Origin of the sequence: Streptomyces sp. NPDC000075, from assembly GCF_040301925.1 — a bacterium.
Taxonomy (GTDB): Bacteria; Actinomycetota; Actinomycetes; order Streptomycetales; family Streptomycetaceae; genus Streptomyces; species Streptomyces polychromogenes.
Window position 1 is genome coordinate 160,293 of the sequence record NZ_JBEPFL010000001.1, and the last position, 22,180, is coordinate 182,472.

The following is a 22,180-nucleotide window of genomic DNA, read 5'->3' on the forward strand; positions in this document are numbered from 1 at the left end:
CGTCAGGGCCGCGTCAGAGCCGCATCAGGTGTCCGGTGCGGGGGAGCGGGGACGCTCACGGCACCGCCGATGTCGGCAGGTTCGGCGAACTGGGTCCGGTACAGCCGGGCGTAGGCGCCGTCCGCGGCCAGGAGGGCGTCGTGGGTGCCGGATTCGACGAGCTCGCCGGCTTCGAGGACGAGGATGCGGTCCGCCGCCCGGACGGTGGCCAGGCGGTGGGCGATGACCAGGGCGGTCCGGCCCTGGAGGGCTTCGGTGAGGGCCTCCTGGACCGCGGCTTCGGCGTGGGCGTCGAGGTGGGCGGTGGCCTCGTCGAGGATGACGACGCGGGGGCGGGCGAGGAGGACGCGGGCGATGGTCAGGCGCTGGCGCTCCCCGCCGGAGAGGCGGTGGCCGCGTTCCCCGACGACGGTGTCGAGTCCCTCGGGCAGCGACCGTACGAGGCCGTCGACGCGGGCCCGGCGCAGGGCGTGCCACAGGTCCTCGTCGGTGGCTTCGGGGTCTGCGAGGGTGAGGTTGGCGCGGACGGTGTCGTGGAAGAGGTGGCTGTCCTGGGTGACCATGCCGACGGTGCGGCGCAGGGTGGCGAAGGAGAGGTCGCGTACGTCGGCGCCGCCGATGCGGACGCTGCCGTGGTCGGTGTCGTACAGGCGTGGGATGAGCGTGGCGAGGGTGGACTTGCCGGCGCCGGAGGGGCCGACGAGGGCGGTGAGGGTGCCGGGTTCGATGCGGAAGCTGACCTTGCGCAGGACGTCCTCGCCGCCGCGGGTGTCCAGGGTGGCGGCGTCTTCCAGGGAGGCGAGGGAGACCTGGTCGGGTGCCGGGTAGGCGAAGGTGACCTCGTCGAACTCGACCGGCAGCGGGCCTGCGGGCAGCTGCTTCGGGTGGGCCGGCTCCGTGACGAGTGGGGGCAGGTCGAGGACTTCGAGGATGCGCTCGAAGCCGACCAGGGCCGTGATGAGGTCGAGGCGGGTGCCGGCGAGGCGGGTGAGGGGATCGTAGAGCTCGCGCAGCAGGAGGGCGAGGGTGACGACGGTACCCGCCCGGATCGTGCCGGTGACGGCGAGGTAGCCGCCGAGACCGTAGACGAGGGCCACGGCCAGCGCGGAGACGAGCGCGAGGGCGATGACGAACAGGAACTGGCTGACGGTGCTCCGTACTTCCAGCTCCTTGATCCGGGTGGCGCGGGCGGTGAACCCGGTGCTCTCGGCCTCGGGGTCGGCGAAGAGTTTGACCAGGCCCGCTCCGGGGGCGGAGAACCGTTCGGTCATCAGGGCGGTCAGGGAGGAGTGGCAGGCCGCGGTCTGCCGCATCAGGGCGGTCAGCCGGCCGCCCATGACGCGTGCGGGGAGGAGGAAGAGCGGCAGGAGGAGCAGGGCCGCCGCGGTGATCTGCCAGGAGAGGCGGAACATCACCGTCAGGGTCACGGCGACGGGCAACACTCCTTCGACGTGCACCACTACGCCGGTGCCCTCGACGCCGAGCTCACGGGCGCACAGGCGCCGCCGGTGCCCGACGGGGTGCTGCTGCACGAGGCGGCCGACCTCCGACAGGCCCGTGACCCCGAGTTCCGGCGAACGCTGTTCGACCGGGTACGGCCCGACGTCGTCCTGCTCCTCGGCTCGGTGCAGCACTTCCGCTCCCTGCTGCCGGCCCTTCGTGCCCGTTCGGCCCCGGTGGTCGGCTGGTTCCCCGTCGAGTTCGAACGCGACACGCCCCCGCACCCGTGGCGGGGCGTCCTGGAGTCCTGCGACCGCGTCCTCGCGCAGGCCGACAACGGCCGCTCCCAGTTCTCGCGGGTGGTGGACGGCGGCCGCGTCGGCCGGGTGGGACTCGGTGTCGACCTCGACGTCTTCCACCCGGTGGACGGGCGTCGCAAGGCCGGGCTGCGGACCCGGCTCGGCTGGGACCCGGACGCCTTCGTGTTCCTGTTCGTGGGCCGCAACGATCCGCGCAAGGGCATCGAGTACGCCATCGAGGCGTTGCGCCTCTACTGCCGCGACGATCCCGAGGCGGCCCGGCGCACCGTGCTCCACCTGCACACCCAGCCCGACCGCGGCCTGCTGGAACTCATCCACTCCAGCGGGCTGTCCTCACGCGTGACCTTCAGCCACCGGGACCGGGACCTGTTCGACAACCCGTTCAGCGAGAACGAGGTGGCGAACCTGTACCAGGCGGCCGACGCGTTCCTCTTCCCGACCACGGGGGAGGGGTTCGGGCTGCCGCTGCTGGAGGCCCAGGCGGTGGGGCTGCCGGTGGTGGCCACGGCCAACAGCTGCGTCGGCGAGGTCCTCGGGCGCGCCGGCCTCCTCATCCACTCCCCGGGCCGCGTCTCGGCGCTCGACGACGACTGCCTGGTCTGGGCGTGGCCACCGGACCCGGTACACGCGGCAACGCTCATGAACGCCCTCTTCCACCACCCCGACCTGCGTGCATCATTGGCCTCGCACGGCCTGAGGCAGGCCGCCACCCGCTCGTGGGAGAGCGTGGCCGACGCACTCCTCGAAGAACTGCACGCCCTGACGGCAGCGCCCGTGGCGGTCGCGCGGTGACCCGGATCGGTTTGCTGACCACGTACCCGCCCCAGGTGTGCGGCATCGCCAACTTCAGCGCCACGCTGCGGGACGCGCTCCCCGCGCGGGCCGCCGGCGCCGTGGTCGCCCTCGAAGAACCCGACGGCGCCGACCCCGGGACGGCCGAATGGCCCCCCGAGGTATGCGGCGTGCTGCGGCCCGAGTCGCCGGCGAGCTGCATCGCCGCCGCGCGGATCCTCAACCGGGAGGACGTCGCCCTCGTCCAGCACGAGTTCGGCATCTACGGCGGCCCGTCCGGCGTCGACGCACTGCGCGTCGTCGACCTGCTGACCGTGCCGGCCATCGTCGTCATCCACACCGTGCTCGACGATCCGGCCGACCACGCGCGCGCCGTCCTCAACCGCGTCTGCCGCAAGGCCGCCGCCGTGGTGGTCATGAGCCAGGACGCCCGCGCCCGCCTGTCGGCCGGATACGACGTCCCCGACGAGCGCATCCACCTGATCCCGCACGGCGTCGCCCCCGCACTCGTCGGCCTGCGCCGCGCCCACGACCCGCCGGCCGCCGAGAACGCGGCCCCGACCCTGCTCACCTGGGGCCTGCTGCGGCCGGCCAAGGGCATCCGGTGGGCCATCGCCGCCCTCCCCCTGCTGCGGGGCCGGGCCGCCGACGCCCGCTACGTCGTGGCCGGACGCACCCATCCCCGCCTCATCGACGAACACGGCGACACCTACCGCCGCCGGCTCGCCGCACACGCCGACCGCCTGGGTGTCGCGCACCGCGTCAGCTTCGACGACCGCTTCCTCAGCCCCGACGAACTGCGGCTCCGGCTCCAGCGCGCGTCATGCGTGGTACTTCCGTACGAATCCGCGGACCAGGCGACCTCCGGCGTCCTCGCCGAAGCCATCGCCGCCGGAGTGCCGGTGGTGGCGACCGCCTTCCCCCACGCCACGGAGCTCCTGACCGCCGGCCGCGGCACCGTGGTCCCCCACCGCGACCCCACAGCCCTGGCCGACGCCGTCACCGCCCTGCTCAGCGAGGAATCCGCCCCCCTTCCCGCGTCCTGCGAGACACCCCAGGACCTGAGCTGGCCGGCCGTCGCCGCCCGCTACCACCGCCTCGCCACAGACGTCCTGACCACGCATGCCGCTTCCCAGGACACCCCTTAGGAGCGGAGCACCACGGCACGGATCGGGTCGGCGCCGGGTGTCAGAAGGCGGTGAGACGCTCGAACGCCTCCTCCCGCGCCCGGACCGCACCCCCGAAAGGCTCCGACGCTGAACGCCTCCCTCTCAGAAGCACTGTCCGTCGTCCTGCTCCTCGCGGTCCTGGCCTGTGCGGTGATCAGGCCCTGGGGCTGGCCGGAGGCGGTCGTGGCCGTCCCCGCCGCCGGGGCGGTCATCGCCGCCGGAGCGATCTCCCCCGACCAGGCGGTGGCGGAGGCCGTCCGGCTCGGCCCGGTGATCGGCTTCCTCGCGGCCGTTCTGGTCCTGGCCCAGCTGTGCGACGACGAGGGCCTCTTCCACGCCTGCGGGGCGTGGATGGCGCGCCGGGCGGCGGGCCGTCCACGCCGCCTGCTGGTCCTCGTCTTCGTGATGGCCTCCCTCATCACGGCCGTCCTCAGCCTCGACGCCACCGTGGTGCTGCTGACTCCGGTGGTCTTCGCCACCGCCGCCCGGCTGGGCGCCCGAGCCAAGCCGCACGTCTACGCGTGCACCCACCTGTCGAACACCGCGTCGCTGCTGCTGCCGGTCTCCAACCTGACCAACCTGCTGGCCTTCACCGCCAGCGGCCTGGCCTTCACCCGGTTCGCCGCGCTGATGGCGCTGCCCTGGCTCACCGCCATCGCGGCCGAGTACGTCGTGATCCGCCGCTTCTTCGCCACCGACCTGGACGCGGGCGCGGACGCCCCACCCGCCGCAGACGCTCCCGAGCTGCCGCTGTTCGCCCTGCTCACGGTGGCGGGCACCCTCGCGGGATTCGTGCTGGCCTCCGTACTCGGCATCGACCCGGCGTGGGCGGCGGCCGCGGGTGCCGCCGTCCTGGCCACCCGCGCCCTGGCACGGCGACGGACCACCGGGCGGGCGATCGTGCGGGCCGCGGCGCTGCCGTTCTGCGTCTTCGTGCTGGCCCTGGGCATCGTGGTCCGGGCCGTGGTCGACAACGGCCTCGCGGACGTGCTGGGCCGCCTGATTCCCACCGGGACCGACCTGCCGGCCCTCCTGGCCATCGCGGGACTGGCCGCCGTACTGGCGAACGTGATCAACAACCTGCCCGCGGTCCTGGTGCTGCTCCCGCTGACCGCGCCCACCGGCCCGGGCGCGGTCCTGGCCGTGCTCCTCGGGGTGAACATCGGCCCCAACCTCACCTACGCCGGCTCCCTGGCCACGCTGCTGTGGCGGCGCATCGTGCGCGAGCACGACACCGACGTGGAGCTGGGCGAGTTCACCCGGCTCGGCCTGCTCGCCACGCCGGCCGCACTGCTGCTGTCGGTGGCGGCACTCTGGGTCTCACTCCACATGATCGGAGGCTGAACACGGTGAGCGTCATCGTCTGGATCGTCGAAGGCACCTGGGCCGCCTGCGTGGAGGCCGCACGCGTCCATACTCCCGCGGACACCGAGGTGGTGCTGCTCCACATCAGCGCTCCTCAGGCACCCGGCCTCGCGCACGGTGCCTACGCCGGGCTGCTGGGCCGGGCCCGGCCCGACCGCGACCCCGGCACGCAGGTGGAGGGCCTGGCCCGCGCGGCGGGCGAACAGCTCCTGGCCCGGGCCGCCGCCCGGCTGGGAGGCCCGTGCGTCCGGCGGGAACGCGCGGGCCGCGCCGAACGGGAAGTCGTGGCCGCTGCCGAGGGCGCCGACCTGCTCATCCTCGCCCGCGACGGAGACCACAGCCGCCTCGGCCCCCACAGCCTCGGGCCGGCAAGCCGGTTCGTCGTCGACCACGCCCCCTGCCCGGTCCTGCTCGTCTGGCCGCAGAGCGCACCGTCGACGTCCACCATCCCGCCCCCGCCGCCGCACCCTCCGCATGACCGCTGACAGGGCGCCCGGGGCGGAATGCGGACCGGCCCGTGAAAACGGCCGTTGCCCTGCCGTCCCACCGGTTGAGGGTGAAGAGGTGAGACGGCAGGGCAACGGCGCCCTCGGTGTCAGGTACGGACCGCACCCGTTCCGGCGATCACCTCGGGCCGCAGCAGGGCTTTGAGTTGTCCGGCGGGCAGCAGACCCCGCTCCAGGACGAGTTCGGCCACGCCCCGCCCGGTGGCGAGGGCCTCCTTGGCGATGTCGGTGGCGGCGGTGTACCCGATGTGCGGGTTCAGGGCGGTCACCAGGCCGATGGAGTTCTCGACGGTGGCGCGCAGCATCTCGGTGTTGGCGGTGATGCCGCTGACGCAGCGTTCCGCGAGGGTGAGGCAGGCCGCGCGCAGGTGGGTGACGGACTTCGACAGCGAGTGCAGGATGATGGGCTCGAAGGCGTTGAGCTGGAGCTGTCCGGCTTCGGCGGCCATGGTGATGGTGATGTCGTTGCCGATCACCTCGAAGGCGACCTGGTTGACGACCTCGGGGATCACCGGGTTGACCTTGCCGGGCATGATGCTCGAGCCGGCCTGGACCGGCGGCAGGTTGATCTCGCCGAGTCCGGCGCGGGGCCCGGAGGACAGCAGGCGCAGGTCGTTGCAGGTCTTGGACAGCTTGACGGCGATGCGCTTGAGGACGCCGGACATCTGGACGAAGGCGCCGCAGTCCTGGGTGGCCTCCACCAGGTCGGGGGCGGTGACCAGGGGCAGGCCCGTGATGTCGGCGAGGTGACGGCGGGCGGCCTCGGCGTACCCGGCCGGGGCGTTGAGACCGGTGCCGATGGCGGTGGCGCCGAGGTTGATCTCGTGGATGAGTCCGAGGGCTTCCGCGAGCCGGCTGCGGTCCTCGTCCAGCATGACGGCGAAGGCGGAGAACTCCTGCCCGAGCGTCATCGGCACGGCGTCCTGGAGCTGGGTGCGGCCCATCTTCAGGACGTCGTGGAACTCGGCCGCCTTGCCGGCGAAGGCGTCCTGCAGGACGGCCATGGCGTCGAGCAGGCCGCGCACCGCGAAGACGGTCGCGATCCGTACGGCGGTGGGGTAGACGTCGTTGGTGGACTGGCCGAGGTTGACGTCCTCGTTGGGGTGCAGGTGCCCGTAGTCGCCCCGGGCGTGGCCCAGCAGCTCCAGCGCCCGGTTGGCGATGACCTCGTTGGCGTTCATGTTGGTCGAGGTGCCCGCGCCGCCCTGGATGACGTCGACGACGAACTGGTCGTGGAGCTTGCCGCCGCGGATCTCCTGGCAGGCGGCGACGATGACGGCGGCCTTCGACGGGTCCAGCAGGCCGAGTTCCCCGTTGGCGAGGGCCGCGGCCTCCTTGACGGCTGCGAGGGCGTCGATCAGGTGCGGGTAGGCGGAGATCGGCGTGCCGGTGATGGGGAAGTTCTCGGTGGCGCGCAGGGTGTGGACGCCCCAGTAGGCGTCGGCGGGGACGTCGCGGTCTCCGAGCAGGTCGTGTTCACTGCGGCTGGAGGCGGTCATGGGTGTGCGGGTCCTCTTCCTGAGGTGGGCGGATCGAAGGGGGGAATGGGGGAGCGGAGGTCAGGCGGTCGCGGCGACGGGGGTGACGGGCGGGTCCAGGGCCGCGACCGGGCGGATGCCCCCGACGGCCCGGCCGCCGCCGGTCACCGGCTCGCCCGCGAACCCGGCGAGCAGCCGGGGCTCGACGCCCGCACGGGCGAGGGCGGCGGCCGTCACCGCGATGCGCGCCCGGTCGGCCCCGTCGGCGATCTTCACGGCGATGGCCCGGCCGTCGGGCAGCGCGGCGACCTGGACGCCCTCGAAGCCGTCCTTGGCCAGCAGCCCGGGCACCGCGCGCATCAGTTCGGCCGTGTCCCGTCCTGTTCCGGAGGCCATCTCCGGATGGATGCGCAGCGCGCCCGCGACCCGGTGTTCGGCGGTGTCCGGCGGGGCCGTGGCGATGCGGGCGGCGGCGCGGGCCAGGCCGTGCAGGGACACCGCGAAGAGCGGGGCTCCGCAGCCGTCGACGGTGACGTTCGCGATGTGCTGGCCGGTGAGGTCCTCGACGGTCTCGGCGATCGCCTTCTGGAGCGGGTGGTCCGCGTCGAGATAGGTCTCCAGGGGCCAGCCGGACACCTTGCACAGGTACAGCATCGCGGCGTGCTTGCCGGAGCAGTTCTGGGCGAGCCGGGACGGCCCGCGCCCCTCACGGACCCAGGTGTCCCGGACGGCCGGGGCGTAGGGCAGGTCGGGGACGTTGCGCAGGTCGGCCTCGGTGAGGCCGGCCAGCTCCAGGATGAGCCGGGTGCCGGCGAGGTGGTGTTCCTCGCCCGAGTGGCTGCCCATCGCGAGGGAGAGCAGGACGCCGTCGAGCGGCAGGCCGGCCCGGACCATGGCGACGGCCTGGACCGGCTTGAGGGCCGAGCGCGGGTAGCAGGCGGCCTCGATGTCTCCGAGGCTCATGCGGACCTCGCCCTCGCCGTCGAGGACGACGACGGAGCCGTAGTGGACCCCCTCGATCAGACCGCCCCGCATGACGTGGGCGACGGGGGCGTGCCGGGGCTCGCGGATCGCGGGCGCGTCCGCGAGGAAACTGCTGCGCATCACTGCCTCGTTCTGTGGTGGTTCACTGCTGACCGGGGGCGGCGATCGCCGCCCCCGGGGCAGGGAGGACGGGTGGCGTCCGGCTCAGCCGTCGCTCCCGGCGGCGGCGCGCGCCACGCGGCCGCGGACCGCGTACCAGCCGGCGACCAGCGCCGCGGCGATCAGCGGCACGCACAGCACGGTGGTGCGCGCGGCTCCTCCGTCGGCGTACATGAGGACCAGGACGGAGGCGAGGAAGGCCAGCGTCACGAGTTCGGTCCACGGGGAGCCGGGCAGGCGGTACGAGGGGCGGGTGAGTTCGCCGCTGCGGGTCTTCCGCCAGAAGAGGAGGTGGCAGACCATGATCATGCCCCAGGTGGCGAGGATGCCGATCGCGGCGAGGTTGAGGACGATCTCGAACGCGTCCGCGGGGACCACGAAGTTGAGCCCGACGCCCAGGACGCACATGCCGCTGGTGAGGAGGATGCCGCCGTAGGGGACCTGGGTGCGGCTGAGCCGGGCGGTGAAGCGCGGTGCGGAGCCGTTGACGGCCATCGAGCGCAGGATGCGGCCGGTGGAGTAGAGGCCGGAGTTGAGCGAGGACATGGCCGCGGTGAGGACGACCAGGTTCATCACGTCGCCCGCCGCCGGGATGCCGATGTGGGAGAGCACGGTCACGAACGGGCTCTGGCCGGCGCTGTAGCTGTTCCAGGGCATCAGCATCGACAGCAGGATGACCGAGCCGACGTAGAAGAGGCCCACGCGCCACATGATCGAGTTGATCGCCTTGGGCATGATCTCTTCGGGGTTCTCGGTCTCGCCGGCCGTGACGCCGACCAGTTCGACGGAGGCGTAGGCGAAGACGACGCCCTGGATGATCAGCAGCATGGGGAGCAGCCCGTTGGGGAAGATCCCGCCGTGGTCGGTGATCAGGGCGGGGCCGGGGACGGTGCCGTCGACCGGGTGCCGGGTCACCAGGAGGAAGATCGCGATCCCCATGAAGACGACCAGGGCGCTGACCTTGACGATGGCGAACCAGAACTCCAGTTCGCCGAAGATCCGCACCGAGATCAGGTTCACGGTGAGGACCAGGGCCAGGGCTATGAGGGCGATCACCCACTGGGGGACGTCGGAGAACAGGTGCCAGTAGTGGGTGTACGTGGCGACGGCGGTGATGTCCGCGATGCCGGTGGTCGCCCAGTTCAGGAAGTACATCCAGCCCGCGGTGTAGGCGCCCTTCTCCCCGAGGAACTCCCGGGCGTAGGAGACGAAGGCACCGGAGGAGGGCCGGTACAGGACCAGCTCGCCGAGCGCGCGCACGACGAGGAACGCGAAGATCCCGCAGACGGCGTAGGCGACGAAGAGGGAGGGACCGGCGTCGGCGAGGCGGCCGCCCGCGCCGAGGAAGAGCCCGGTGCCGATCGCACCCCCGATAGCGATCATGTTGACGTGCCGGGGTTTCAGGGATTTGCTGTAGCCGGTGTCCCCGGCGTCGACGTGACGGGTCGTGGGGCGCTTCTCGTCTTTGAGGAACTGCTCGCTCACGCCTCGGGTCTGCCTTCCGTGAGGGCGGTGGTGCGCTGGGGGCGCACGATGTCGGTGAGGGTCGTCTCGACCCGTAGCAGGTGGTGGGACATGGCTTCCACCGCGTCGTGCTCGCTGCCGTCGGCCAGCGCCTCCAGGATCGCCCGGTGCTCGCAGTTGGACTGCTCGCGCCGGCCGCCCAGCTCGTTGAGGAAGGTCGACTGACGCGCCAGTGCGTCGCGGATCTCCTCGATGACGCGGCGGAAGACGGGGTTGCGGGAGGCCTCGGCCACCGCCAGGTGGAAGACGGTGTCCATCGCCACCCACGCGGTGGTGTCGGTCTCCTGCTCCATCCGGTCCAGCAGATGGTTCAGGTGGTCCAGGTCCTCCGGGGTGCGACGCAGAGCGGCGTACCCGGCGACCGGGATCTCGACGTGCCGGCGCACTTCCAGCAGGTCGCTGGCGGCGTAGTCGCCGAAGGTGGGGTCCTCGACCGTGTTGGCCACGACGAAGGTCCCCTTGCCGCTCTTGGAGACGGTGAGCCCCATGGCCTGCAGGGCCCGCAGGGCCTCCCGCAGCACGGGCCGGCTGACCTCAAGGGTGCGGCACAACTCGGCTTCGGAAGGAAGCTTGTCTCCTACGGCGTACTCGCCGCGCTCGATGGCGCTGCGCAGGTGGCCGAAGACCGCTTCCATGGCGCTGACGCGCCGGGGAAGGGGGCCACCTGTCTGGCTGTCTGACAGGTTCACGCTGTGATCCTGCGGGGTGCGCCCCGGGGTGTCAAGACACCTGTGTCGGGAAAATCGGGCCCGGCACACTTCGCACCGTGCGTGCGTGCCGTCCGGCCGTCCGGGCCGGACCGGTACCTTCGGCGGAGCCCGCGGCAGTCACCAGGGCCTGCACGACCGGTGCGTCGGCACCCATCTCGGGGTGCCACTGGACGCCCACGGCGAAGCGGTACCGGGTGCTCTCGATCGCCTCGACGGTGCCGTCCGCCGCGCGGGCGGCGACGATCCACCCCGCGCCGAGGCGGTCCACCGCCTGATGGTGGTGCGTGGCGACCTGGTGCGTCCCCGGCAGCAGGGCGCCGACCCGTGTCCCGGCCACCGTGGTCACGGCGTGGGCGCAGAAGTGGCCCCGGTAGGGGTTGTGGGCCTCGTGGCCCACGGTGTCGGGCAGGTGCTGGATGAGCGTGCCGCCCTCGTGTACGTTCATCAGCTGCATCCCCCGGCACACCCCGAGCACGGGCATGTCACGGGCGAGGCCGGCGGCCAGTACGGCCCGCTCCCACCGGTCGCGCTCGCGCACCGGCGGCCCGGTACGCGGATGGGGCATGGCCCCGTACAGTGCGGGATCGAGATCCTCGCCCCCCGCCAGGACGATCGCGTCCAGCCGTTCGACCACGTCGGCCGCGGCCTCCGGCGCGTCCGGCGGCAGCAGTACGACGCGGCCGCCGGACGCCCGGACGCAGTCCGCGTAGGCCGCGGGCAGCACTGCGGCGGGAAGGTCCCACTCACCCCACTGAGCGTGAGCGAGGTAGGTGGTGATTCCGATGAGTGGTGGCTGGGGCATACCACTTCCTTTCGGGGCATGAGGGGTGACCGTCGACAGCCGGAGCCGGACCGAACGCCCCCGCCACGGCAGGCTGCGGCGGAGGGCGAGGCGGTACCGGCGGAGGTCACCGGGACGGCGGGGGAGGGGTGTTGGCGGGCCAAGGGCGCAGGCTTGCGTTTTTCTTGCCGCTGGCAAGAATCCTCCTGGCGTTCATCTCCAATCACAAGAAAACACATCTTCGCGACAGATAAGTGAGCCTTAACCCCGTGCACGGACTCGACCCCCGCCTGCTCGCCACCCTCGAAGCCGTCGTACGGCACGGCTCGTTCAGTGCCGCCGCACGCGAACTCGGCTACAGCCCGCCCGCCGTCTCCCAGCAGATCGCCGAACTCGAACGCCGCGCCGGCCTCAGGCTGCTCGAGCGCCGCCCCGTTCGCGTCACACCGGCCGGCGAAGTCCTCCTCGGCGCGGAGCAGGGCGTCCGCAGCGCGCTGGCGGCGGCCCAGGCCGAACTCGGCGCCATGCGCGCCGGTACGGCCGGACGGATCCGGCTCGGCGCCTTCGCCTCGGCCGCCACCGGCATCGTTCCGCAGGCGCTGGCCCGGCTCCACGCGGCCTACCCCCACGTGCAGGTCAGCCTCAGCCAGCTGGAGCCCGAGGCCGGCTACAACCGGCTCAAGCGGGGGGACATGGACCTGGCGCTGAGCTACGACTACGACTTCATCCCCGTCCCGCCGCCCCGGATGCTGCGCCGGACGCTGGTCGCACGGGATCCGGTGGTGGCCGTCGTCCCGGCCCACCACCGCCTGGCCGGCCGGGAGGTCATCGACCTGGCCAGCCTCGCCTCGGAGACGTGGATCGCCGCTCCGGAGGCCGCGCTGCGCCTGGAACTGCTCTCGCAGATGGCCAACACGCCCGGTTTCCAGGCCCGTCTGCAATACGAGGGGGACGACTTCAACACCGTGCTCGGGTTCGTGGCCGCCGGTCTGTGCGTGGCCGTCATGCCGCGACTCGCCCTGCCCCGCACCCACACCCAGGTCGTGGCGCGCCCCTTGGCCGAGCCGCGCCTGACGCGCTTCATCTACGCCGTCCGCATCGACACCCGGCACACCCCGCGCGCCGTCCTGGACCTGGAGGAGATGCTCGCCGCGCAGGCGCTGGCCGCGCTCTCGTGAGGGGCGCGGCGTCCCGTGGCAGTGGGGGCGAACGGATCGTGGAGGCTACGTGAAAAGCGGCCAACTTGTCGGCCCTCGCACGCGCGTAGACCCCACCGGCATGCCGGACGTCCCACCGTGTCCGACTACCGGACACGGTGGCTGAAAGTTAAACTATTGTCTGACGGGCACACTATGTTTGCCGCGGTTGACGTTCCACCGAGAGGAAACCCCTCATGACCTCAGCCGACTGCGCGCCCGGAACGGCGCGCGTCCTCACCGGCTACCGCCCCGAGGACGGCTTCATGGCCGCAGAGCTGGACCCGCCCCCGCCCGAGTACGTGTGGCACGACGAGAACGCCGAGCAGCAGGACCAGCGTTACGGTCCGGGAGTCGGCTACCGGCAGTGGCTGGCGGTGGACGCCCGCGGCGGTGCCGTCTGGTTCGGCGACACCGACTGGCGGGCCCCGCAGGAATCCCCCGGCAGCCGGATACCGGGCATCCCCCGCAGAGCACTCGGAGACGGGACCGTCCCCGGCCCCGGAATCATGGTGCAGCTGCTCGGACACCTGAGCCACGACGAACAGCGGGGCTGCACCTGGCACTTCTTCAGCGCGGAGGAACTGCACGCGCTGGCGGAGCGCGTCCTGCCCGCCGTGCAGCGACTCGTGGACTCGATCCACCGGATCGGGCCCGCGGGCGAGCTGGAATGGTCCGCCGAGGCGGCCACCGCGTGGGACGACATCGAGCAGACCGCGACCCCCGCCTACGACCCCTCCGGGGAACTGCGCTGGCCCCTGCCGCGCATGACACCGGTCCCGTCCTGGCGCGTCGAGGTCGGCGCCTTCCTGGACGCCAACCCCGAGCTGTGCGACCCCTCCTGGGCCGTGGCCCCCGACGCCGAACTCGACGCCTACGCCGACTACCAGCCCGCCACCGGCTACGGGGGAGTACCGGGCAGGATCTGCCACAACGCCGGGAGACACATCGAGGACGGCTTCACCTTCTACGGCCACCGCGCCGCCCTGTACGCCTACCGCGCACAGGCGTCCGGCGACCGCACCCCGACCGACGCCCGCACCTGGCTGGAGACCACGGAGACCGGCAAAGGCATCTGGGAAGCGGCCAAACCCCCCGGGGCCAACCTCGCCGACGTCTCCGACTGCGTGCTGGCCGACCTGAGCGACAGGTTCCAGAACAGCGCGCGCGAACACGGGCTCGTCCTGACCGGACTCGACACCTACCTGCGCACCCTGCGCGCCGAGGAACGCGCCGGCGTCGACCAGCAGCTCCGCTTCGAAGGCGAGGAGATCGAACGCCTGGAGAACCTGCTCAAGGACTTCCGTGCCGGACGGAACCGCACCGTGGCACGGATCCTGGCCTGGTCCGACGGGCGCGGCGACGCCGAGATCGCCCGCCTGGGCTCCCTGTCCGATGAACACGTCGGCCAGTGGCGGGCCCACCTGAACGACGAAGAGACCGGCACGCCCCCCGGAGCGTGACGCACGCCCGGCCACGACCAGGGCGTCAGGATCCGGCCTTGCGCTTGTTGTAGACGTCGAAGCCGACGGCGGCCAGCAGCACCAGGCCCTTGATCACCTGCTGGTAGTCGGTGCCCACGCCGACCAGCGACATGCCGTTGTTGAGCACGCCGAGCACCAGACCGCCGGTGAGCGCGCCGAGGACGGTACCCACACCGCCGCTCGCGGAGGCGCCGCCGATGAAGGCGGCGGCGATCGCCTCCAGCTCGAAGTTGATGCCCGCCTGCGGCGTACCGGCGTTGAGCCGTGCGGCGAACACCATCCCGGCCAGGGCCGCGAGGACGCCCATGTTCACGAAGGCCAGGAAGACGACCCGCTTGCTCTTCACCCCGGACAGCCGCGCCGCCGCCTCGTTGCCGCCGATGGCGTAGGTGTGGCGGCCCAGGACCGAGTTGCGCATCACGTATCCGAAGACGGCCAGCAGGACGCCGAGCAGCAGCAGGACGATCGGCGCGCCGTGGTAGCTGGCCAGCAGCAGGGTGAAGCTCACCACGGCCGCGGTGATCGCGCCGAGCTTCACCAGGAACAGTCCGGCCGGGAGCGGCCGCAGCCCGTACGAGGCGGCCCGCCGCCGCCCGCGCACCTCCTGCAGGACCGCGACGGCCAGCACCGCCAGGCCCAGCAGGAGGGTGAGGTTGTGGTAGTCGGTGTGAGGGCCGACCTCGGGGAGGAAGCCGCTGCTGATGTTCTGGAAACCCTTGGGGAACGGCGCCACCGACTGGCCCTGGAGGAGGATCTGGGTCCCGCCGCGGAACAGCAGCATGCCGGCCAGCGTGACGATGAACGAGGGGACCCCCAGGTAGGCGATCCAGAACCCCTGCCAGGCTCCGGCGAGCGCCCCGATCAGCAGCGCGGCCGCCAGCGCCAGGGGCCAGGGAGTCCTGTGCTCGACCATCATCACCGCCGCGGCCGCCCCGACGAAGGCGGCGAGCGACCCGACCGAAAGATCGATGTGCCCGGCGATGATGACGATCATCATGCCGATGGCCAGGATGAGGATGTAGCCGTTCTGCTGGATCAGATTGGTGATGTTGAGCGGCTGGAGCAGGATGCCCCCCGTCCAGAACTGGAACAGCAGCACGATCAGCGCCAGCGCGAGCAGCATCCCGTACTGGCGCAGGTTGCCCCGCAGCGCTCGGGCCAGTACGGCACCGGCCGAAGGCCGTGCGCCGGTCTGCGGCGTGCCGGGTGTGGAGTCCGGGGTGGTCCGTGTCTGCGCCATGCCTCACACCTGCTTGTCGGGGGATGCCGTGCTCATGGTCATGAGCCGCATGAGGGATTCCTGGGTGGCGTCCGCACGGCCGGTCTCACCGGTGATCCGGCCCGCGGCCATGGTGTAGATCCGGTCGCACAGGCCCAGGAGTTCGGGGAGTTCCGAGGAGATGAGGAGCACCGCCTTGCCCTGGGCGGCGAGCTGGGCGATGACGGCGTAGATCTCCGCCTTGGCGCCGACGTCGATGCCCCGGGTGGGCTCGTCGAGGATCAGCACCTCCGGCTCGGCGAAGATCCATTTGCTGAGGACGACCTTCTGCTGGTTGCCGCCGCTGAGCTTGCCGGTCTGCGCGAACACCGAGGGGGCCTTGATGTTCATGGTCCGCCGGAACGATTCGGCGACCCTCGCCTCCTCGTGCCGGTCGACCCAGCCCCTCCGGGCGACCTTGCCGAGGGCGCTCAGCGAGATGTTGCGGCTGATGTCGGCGTTGAGGTCGAGGCCGAGCTGCTTGCGGTCCTCGGTCACGTAGGCGATGCCGTGTCCGATCGCCTCCGGTACCGTCCGGGTGCGGATCTCGCGGCCGTCCAGCCGCACCCGGCCTCCGGTCCAGCGCCCGTAGGAGCGGCCGAAGACGCTCATGGCCAGTTCGGTGCGGCCGGCGCCCATGAGGCCCGCGATGCCGACGATCTCACCGCGCCGGACGTTCAGCGAAACCCCGTCGACCACCGTGCGCCGGTGGTCGATCGGATGCCGGACGCTCCAGTCCTCGATCTCGAAGGCGACCTCGCCGACCTGCGCGGAGCGCTCCGGGAAGCGGTGCTCCAGGTCGCGGCCCACCATCCCGCGGATGATCCGCTCCTCGGAGATGCCCGCGGGGCCGATGGCGAGGGTCTCGATGGTGCGCCCGTCGCGCAGGACGGTGACGGCGTCGGCGACCCGGGCGATCTCGTTCAGCTTGTGCGAGATCAGGATGCAGGAGATGCCGCGGGCCTTGAGGCCGAGGATCAGGTCGAGCAGCTTGCGGCTGTCCTCGTCGTTGAGAGCGGCCGTCGGCTCGTCCAGGATGAGCAGCTTGACCTTCTTGGCGAGCGCCTTGGCGATCTCGACCAACTGCTGTTTGCCCACGCCGAGATCGGCGATCCTGGTGTGCGGACTCTCGTCGAGCCCGACCTGCCGGAGCAGGTCGGCGGTGTGGGCCAGGGTCCGGTGCCAGTCGATCACGCCCCGGGTGGCGTGCTCGTTGCCGAGGAAGACGTTCTCGGCGATGGACAGGTAGGGCACCAGGGCGAGCTCCTGATGGATGATCACGATGCCGCGCCGCTCGCTGGCCCGGATGTCCCGGAACCGGCAGGGGGCGCCTTCGAAGTAGATCTCGCCTTCGTAGCCGCCGTGCGGGTACACCCCGCTGAGCACCTTCATCAGGGTGGACTTGCCGGCGCCGTTCTCACCGCAGACGGCGTGCACCTCGCCGGCGGCGACCGTCAGGTTGACCTCGGAGAGGGCCTTGACACCGGGGAACGTCTTGCTGATCGACCGCATTTCGAGAACGGGTCGGGCCATGGCTGTGCGTCCGTATCGTCGGGGCGGCGCGGTGCCCGTGGGTTCCCCGGGCACCGCACCCGCCGGCTGCTACTTGAGCTGGTCCTCGGTGTACTGGCCGCTGTCCACCAGGACCTTGCGGTAGTTCTCCTTGTCGACGCTGACCGGCTGGAGCAGCTGCGCCGGGACGGTCTTGACGCCGTTGTCGTACTGCCGGGTGTCGTTGACCTCGGGCTTGCCGCCGGTCAGCAGCGCGTCGCCCATCTGGACCGCGGCCTTGGCCAGTTGGCGGGTGTCCTTGTAGACGGTCTGGGTCTGCTCGCCCGCGATGATCGACTTCACCGAGGCGAGCTCGCCGTCCTGGCCCGTGACGACGGGCAGCGGCCGGCCCGGGGTGCCGTAGCCGACGCCCTTGAGCGAGGAGATGATGCCGATCGAGATGCCGTCGTACGGCGAGAGCACGGCGTCGACACGTGCGGCCGTGTACGACTTGCTCAGCAGGTTGTCCATCCGGGACTGGGCCAGACCGCCGTCCCAGCGCAGTGTGGCGATCTGGGCGAGGGAGGTCTGGCCGCTCTGTACGACCAGCTTCTTGTCGTCGATGTACGGCTTGAGGACGCTCATCGCGCCGTTGTAGAAGAACGCGGCGTTGTTGTCGTCCGGAGAGCCGGCGAACAGCTCGATGTTGAAGGGGCCCTTGCCGTCCTTGAGGCCGAGCTTGTCCACGATGTAGCCGCCTTGGAGGACGCCGACCTTGTAGTTGTCGAAGGTCGCGTAGTAGTCGACGTTGCCGGTGCCCCGGATCAGCCGGTCGTAGGAGATGACGGGGACGTGGGCGTCGGCGGCCCGCTGGAGCACGTTGGTGAGCGAGGAACCGTCGATGGCGGCGATCACCAGGAGCCTCGCCCCCTTGGTGATCATGTTCTCCACCTGGGAGACCTGGTTCTCCACGACGTTGTCGCCGTACTGGAGGTCCGTCTTGTAGCCCTTGGCCTGGAACTCCTTGACCATGTTGGCGCCGTCGTTGATCCAGCGCTCCGAGGACTTGGTCGGCATCGCGATGCCGATGAGGCCGCCTTCGGCGTCGCGGCCGCCCCCTCCGTCGCCCGCTCCGTTGGCGCTCTGGCCGCAGGCCGCCAGCGCCAGCGTCATGCCCAGGGCGGCAAGGCCCGCTGAAAGCTTCCGCACAGTTCCTCCAGTGATGGTCCGCGACCGGCACGGCGCGCCCCGGCGGGGACGACCGGAAACGGCCGGGCGGGGCCGGCCGGGTGCCGCGTCCTCGCAGCGTGCGAAGTCCGTGTGAGCGGTGTGCCCGGCCTGGCGATCCCGAGTGTTAACGCTCACAAGAGCCCCGTCAAGGGTCTGGGCGGATCATCGTGCGAGGCCAACTCCGGGGTGGGGGAGCGTGTTTCGTGAGGGTGGGCGTCTCCGGTCCGAAGGGCGGGAGACGGCCGGGATTCCGTGGCGAGGCTGGCCACTGTGTCCTTGACGCGTTGATTGTTAGCGTTAACAATCCTTTCGGGGGGCCGGGCCGCGCCGAGGGGGCGCGGCCCGGCTCACGGGGGCCGCGGGTCAGCGGGCGCCGAGGAGGTGTTCGAGGGCCAGCTGGTCCAGCTGCTCGAAGGCCATGCCGCGGCGGGCGGCCGCGTCGACGTCGAACCCGTCGAACGCGGACCGGTCGGCCAGGAGCCCGGCCAGGCCGTCCTCGGCCGTGGGGACGGCGAGTTCGGGCAGCCGGGAGGCGGCGAGCGCGGCCTGGACCTCCGGATCGGAGCGGAACGCGCGGGCGCGCTGCGCCAGGAGCAGGTAGTTGCGCATGCAGGCGGCCGCCGAGGCCCAGACGCCCTCGTGGTCCTCCGTGCGCGGCGGTTTGAAGTCGAAGTGGCGCGGGCCGTCGTAGCCCGCCGACTCCAGCAGGTCGACCAGCCAGAAGGCCTGGCGGAGATCGCCCGCGCCGAAACGCAGGTCCTGGTCGTACTTGATCCCGCTCTGGCCGTTGAGGTCGATGTGGAACAGCTTGCCGTGCCACAGGGCCTGGGCGATGCCGTGCGCGAAGTTCAGCCCCGCCATCTGCTCGTGGCCGACCTCCGGGTTGAGGCCGACCCGGTCCGGCCGCTCCAGCGCGTCGATGAAGGCCAGGGCGTGGCCGACGGTCGGCAGCAGGATGTCCCCGCGCGGTTCGTTCGGCTTGGGCTCGATCGCGAAGCGCAGGTCGTACCCCTGCTCCTCGACGTACTCGCCCAGCAGGTCGAAGGCCTCCTTCAGCCGGTCGAGGGCCGTGCGCACGTCCTTGGCCGCCCCCGACTCCGCGCCCTCGCGGCCGCCCCAGGCGACGTAGACCGAGGCGCCGAGTTCCACGGCCAGGTCGATGTTGCGGATCGTCTTGCGCAGCGCGTACCGGCGCACGTCGCGGTCGTTGGCGGTGAACGCTCCGTCCTTGAACACCGGGTGGGTGAACAGGTTGGTGGTGGCCATCGGCACCTTCAGCCCGGCCGTGTCCAGGGCGGTGCGGAAGCGCTTGACCGCCTGCTCGCGGGCGGCGTCGCCGGCGGCGAAGGGGATGAGGTCGTCGTCGTGGAACGTGACCCCGTAGGCGCCGAGCCCGGCCAGCCGGTGCACGGTCTCGACCGGGTCGAGGGCGGGCCGGGTGGCGTCGCCGAAGGGGTCCCGCCCCTGCCAGCCGACGGTCCACAGGCCGAAGGTGAACCTGTGTGCGGGGACGGGGACGAGCGGGTCGCTGCTCATGAGGCGCTCCGGATCGGGCCGAGGGCTATTTGTAAGGGCGAAAAACAAATTAGTATGCCGAGACGCCAGAAGGAACCCCACCGGAGGGACCATGCCCGCACAGCGTGTCGTCATCGGTGTCGACAGCTCGACCCAGTCCACCAAGGCCCTCGCCGTCGACGTCGAGACCGGCGCCGTCCTGGGCGAGGGCCGCGCCGCGCACACGGTCAGCGCGGGCCCCGGACGCGAGGGCGACCCCGAACAGTGGTGGCGGGCGCTCGGCGAGGCCACGGCGGCCACCGGCTGGGCGGACCGGGCCGCCGCCTGCTCGATCGCCGGCCAGCAGCACGGCCTGGTCACCCTCGACACGGCCGGCCGTCCCGTGCGCCCCGCACTCCTGTGGAACGACGTCCGCTCCGCCCCGCAGGCCGCCGCACTCGCGGCCGCCTTCGGCCCGGCGGAACTGGCCCGCCGCATCGGAAGCGTCCCGACCGCCGCCTTCACCGCCGCCAAGTGGGCCTGGCTGCGCGCGCGGGAACCCGCCGCGGCCGACCGCGCCGCCGCGGTCCGGCTTCCCCACGACTTCCTGACGGAACGGCTGACCGGCGAGGCGGTGACGGACCGCGGTGACGCGTCGGGAACCGGCTGGTGGGGCCCCGACGGCTACGACCGGGAGGTCCTCGCCCACATCGGGCTCGACTCCGCCCTGCTGCCGGAAGTCCTCGCGCCCGGCGCCCGCGCGGGCCTCGTCCGGGCTGGGACGCCCCTGCGCGAGGGCGCCCTCGTCGCCACCGGAACCGGCGACAACATGGCCGCCGCCCTCGGACTGGGCCTCACCCCCGGACGCCCCGTCCTGAGCCTCGGCACATCGGGCACCGTCTACGCAGTCGGCCGGACCCGGCCCGCCGACCCGAACGGAACCGTCGCCGGCTTCGCCGACGCCCTCGGCGGCTGGCTGCCGCTCGCCTGCACGCTCAACTGCACCCTCGCCGTCGACCGCTTCGCCGCCCTCACCGGCCGCGACCGCGAAGACGTCGAGGACGGCGGCACGGTGGTCGTGCTCCCCTACCTCGACGGCGAACGCACCCCGGACCTCCCGGGCGCCTCCGGGCTGGTCCACGGACTCCGCCACGACACGACACCCGGCCAGCTGCTCCAGGCCGCCTACGACGGCGCCGCCCACGCCCTGCTCACGGCCCTGGACGACGTCCTGCGCGCCGGAGGCGAGGACCCGGCCCCGGACGAACCCCTGCTGCTGATCGGCGGCGGAGCGGCGGGCCGGGCCTGGCGGCACACGGTCCTGCGGCTGTCCGGCCGGCCCGTCCAGGTGCCCGAGGCCCGGGAACTCGTCGCGCTCGGGGCCGCCGCGCAGGCCGCCGCCCTGCTCACCGGTGAGCCCGCCGACGCCGTCGCCCGGCGCTGGCGGACCACGGAGGGCCGGGTGCTGGAGCCCGTACCCCGTGACGACGACGCGCTCGAACGGATCACCGGTACGCTGCGGCGGGCGCGGGCCCTGCAGGAGGTCCCGCCGGACGGGCGACAGGAGGGACGGGGACGATGACCGCGCTCGGCAGGCCGGGCGGGGGCGCGCGCACCGCCCCCGCCTCCCAGCAGGGGATGCGCCGGCAGAACCTCGCCGCGGTGCTCGGCGCCGTCGCCGCGCACGGCCCGCTCTCCCGGGCGGACGTCGCCGGACACACCGGCCTGACCAGACCGGCCGTCTCCTCCCTGGCCGACGAGCTGATCGGCCGCGCCGCCCTGACCGAGACGGAGACCGCCCCGAGCGGACGCGTCGGCCGCCCCGGGCGCGCCCTGGCCCTCAACGACCGGGGCCCCGCCGGCCTCGGACTGGAGATCGGCGTCACCCATCTCGCCGCGTGCGTCGTCGACCTGCGCGGCGAACCCCGGGTGTGGCGCCGGGTGGAGCGGGCCAACGCGGGCCGGCCGGCCGGACAGGTCCTCAAGGAGGCCGCCGCGCTCGCCGCCGACGCGCAGGCCGGGGCCGCCGCCCTCGGACTGCGCGTCGAGGGCCGCGTCCTGGCCGTCCCGGGGGTGGTGCCGAACGCCCCCGGAGGGCTGGTCGCCCACGCCCCCAACCTCGGCTGGAAGGCCGTCCGCCCCGCCGACCACTGGCCCGACCCCGACACCGTGCCCGAGCCGGAGAACGAGGCCAACCTCGGAGCCCTCGCCGAGCAGCGGCACCGGGGACACCCCGCCGAGACCTTCGTCCACGTCTCCGCCGAGGCCGGAATCGGCGCCGCACTGGTCATCGGCGGCCGGCTGTTCCGGGGCGCCCGCGGGTTCGCGGGCGAGCTCGGCCACCTGCCCGTCCACCCGCAGGGCGCGCCCTGTCCCTGCGGGGCACGCGGCTGCCTGGAGCAGTACGCGGGTGAAGCGGCCGTCCTGCGCGAGGCGGGGCTGGCAGCCGCCGGCGACCCGGTCGCCGTGCTGGCCGAGCGGGCGGGCGCCGGGGACGCGGCGACCCTGCGCGCCCTGGACCGCGCCGGACGGGCCCTGGGCCTCGCCCTCGTCTCGGCGGTGGACCTGATCGACCCGGACGGCCTCGTCCTGGGCGGCGCCTACGCCGAACTCGCCGACTGGCTCCTGTCCCCGATACGCGCCGAACTGGCCGCCCGGGTCACCGTCCGGCCCTGGCCCCCGGAGGCGGTACGCCCCTCCGCCCTGGGGCGCCGCGGACCGGTACTGGGCGCGGCCTGGTCGACCGTGCAGCGGATCATCGCCGACCCCACCCGCCTGCCCGTGCACCGGGCCGGGTGA

The 22,180-nt window shown here is 72.5% G+C and carries 17 protein-coding genes and 1 pseudogene; 8 read left to right on the top strand and 10 right to left on the bottom strand.

Annotated features, from left to right (window positions below; genetic code table 11):
* Positions 1-2: 2 nt before the first annotated feature.
* A pseudogene (locus ABT403_RS00630) lies at positions 3-1,451 on the bottom strand (ABC transporter ATP-binding protein); the annotation flags it as partial.
* Between ABT403_RS00630 and ABT403_RS00635 the strand changes: the two are divergent.
* From ABT403_RS00635 to ABT403_RS00650, 4 genes are all read left to right on the top strand, one after another.
* Positions 1,452-2,552 carry a glycosyltransferase gene (locus ABT403_RS00635; RefSeq protein ID WP_344167728.1) on the top strand — a complete coding sequence of 367 codons (1,101 nt, stop codon included), beginning with the start codon at positions 1,452-1,454 and terminating at the stop codon, positions 2,550-2,552. It begins immediately after the preceding pseudogene.
* Positions 2,549-3,700, top strand: a complete 1,152-nt coding sequence (locus ABT403_RS00640) for a glycosyltransferase (protein WP_344167725.1) — start codon at positions 2,549-2,551, stop codon at positions 3,698-3,700. The genes ABT403_RS00635 and ABT403_RS00640 overlap by 4 nt, the downstream gene beginning before the upstream one ends.
* Positions 3,701-3,808: 108 nt before the next feature.
* Positions 3,809-5,065, top strand: a complete 1,257-nt coding sequence (locus ABT403_RS00645) for an SLC13 family permease (RefSeq protein WP_344168410.1) — start codon at positions 3,809-3,811, stop codon at positions 5,063-5,065.
* Between the two features lie 5 nt (positions 5,066-5,070).
* Positions 5,071-5,571, top strand: a complete 501-nt coding sequence (locus tag ABT403_RS00650; protein ID WP_344167722.1) for a universal stress protein — start codon at positions 5,071-5,073, stop codon at positions 5,569-5,571.
* Positions 5,572-5,681: 110 nt separating this feature from the next.
* Here ABT403_RS00650 and aspA read toward each other — a convergent pair whose 3' ends face one another.
* From aspA to ABT403_RS00675, 5 genes are all read right to left on the bottom strand, one after another.
* A complete protein-coding gene (aspA, locus tag ABT403_RS00655) occupies positions 5,682-7,091 on the bottom strand; it encodes an aspartate ammonia-lyase (RefSeq protein ID WP_344167719.1) in 1,410 nt (469 codons plus the stop codon).
* Positions 7,092-7,151: 60 nt separating this feature from the next.
* On the bottom strand, positions 7,152-8,174 hold the full coding sequence (locus ABT403_RS00660) for an asparaginase (protein WP_344167716.1): 1,023 nt from the start codon (positions 8,172-8,174) through the stop codon (positions 7,152-7,154).
* An 84-nt stretch (positions 8,175-8,258) separates the two neighbouring features.
* On the bottom strand, positions 8,259-9,698 hold the full coding sequence (locus ABT403_RS00665) for an amino acid permease (RefSeq protein WP_344167713.1): 1,440 nt from the start codon (positions 9,696-9,698) through the stop codon (positions 8,259-8,261).
* Entirely contained in the window at positions 9,695-10,426 is a 732-nt protein-coding gene (locus tag ABT403_RS00670) for a FadR/GntR family transcriptional regulator (RefSeq protein ID WP_344167710.1), read from the bottom strand. Before ABT403_RS00670 ends, ABT403_RS00665 begins: the two co-directional genes overlap by 4 nt.
* 31 nt (positions 10,427-10,457) lie before the next feature.
* Entirely contained in the window at positions 10,458-11,249 is a 792-nt protein-coding gene (locus ABT403_RS00675) for a gamma-glutamyl-gamma-aminobutyrate hydrolase family protein (protein WP_344167707.1), read from the bottom strand.
* A 248-nt stretch (positions 11,250-11,497) separates the two neighbouring features.
* On the opposite strand from ABT403_RS00675, the gene ABT403_RS00680 reads away from it, so the two are divergent.
* A complete protein-coding gene (locus tag ABT403_RS00680) occupies positions 11,498-12,406 on the top strand; it encodes a LysR family transcriptional regulator (RefSeq protein ID WP_344167704.1) in 909 nt (302 codons plus the stop codon).
* 215 nt (positions 12,407-12,621) lie between these two features.
* Complete coding sequence (locus tag ABT403_RS00685) at positions 12,622-13,887, top strand: hypothetical protein (RefSeq protein ID WP_344167701.1); 1,266 nt, start codon at positions 12,622-12,624, stop codon at positions 13,885-13,887.
* Between the two features lie 25 nt (positions 13,888-13,912).
* On the opposite strand, the gene mmsB is transcribed toward ABT403_RS00685, so the two are convergent.
* From mmsB to xylA, 4 genes are all read right to left on the bottom strand, one after another.
* On the bottom strand, positions 13,913-15,148 hold the full coding sequence (gene mmsB / locus ABT403_RS00690) for a multiple monosaccharide ABC transporter permease (RefSeq protein ID WP_344167698.1): 1,236 nt from the start codon (positions 15,146-15,148) through the stop codon (positions 13,913-13,915).
* 3 nt (positions 15,149-15,151) lie between these two features.
* Positions 15,152-16,699, bottom strand: a complete 1,548-nt coding sequence (gene mmsA / locus ABT403_RS00695) for a multiple monosaccharide ABC transporter ATP-binding protein (protein WP_344167694.1) — start codon at positions 16,697-16,699, stop codon at positions 15,152-15,154.
* A gap of 69 nt (positions 16,700-16,768) precedes the next feature.
* The gene (gene chvE, locus ABT403_RS00700; RefSeq protein WP_425580318.1) at positions 16,769-17,866 is read right to left on the bottom strand and encodes a multiple monosaccharide ABC transporter substrate-binding protein; all 1,098 of its coding nucleotides are present in this window, start codon (positions 17,864-17,866) and stop codon (positions 16,769-16,771) included.
* A 384-nt stretch (positions 17,867-18,250) separates the two neighbouring features.
* A complete protein-coding gene (xylA, locus tag ABT403_RS00705; RefSeq protein WP_344167691.1) occupies positions 18,251-19,423 on the bottom strand; it encodes a xylose isomerase in 1,173 nt (390 codons plus the stop codon).
* A gap of 91 nt (positions 19,424-19,514) precedes the next feature.
* Between xylA and xylB the strand changes: the two genes are divergently transcribed.
* Together xylB and ABT403_RS00715 are read left to right on the top strand one after the other, a co-directional pair.
* Positions 19,515-20,963, top strand: coding sequence for a xylulokinase (gene xylB / locus ABT403_RS00710; protein WP_344167688.1), 1,449 nt, complete (start codon positions 19,515-19,517; stop codon positions 20,961-20,963).
* A complete protein-coding gene (locus ABT403_RS00715) occupies positions 20,960-22,180 on the top strand; it encodes an ROK family protein (RefSeq protein ID WP_344167685.1) in 1,221 nt (406 codons plus the stop codon). The genes xylB and ABT403_RS00715 overlap by 4 nt, the downstream gene beginning before the upstream one ends.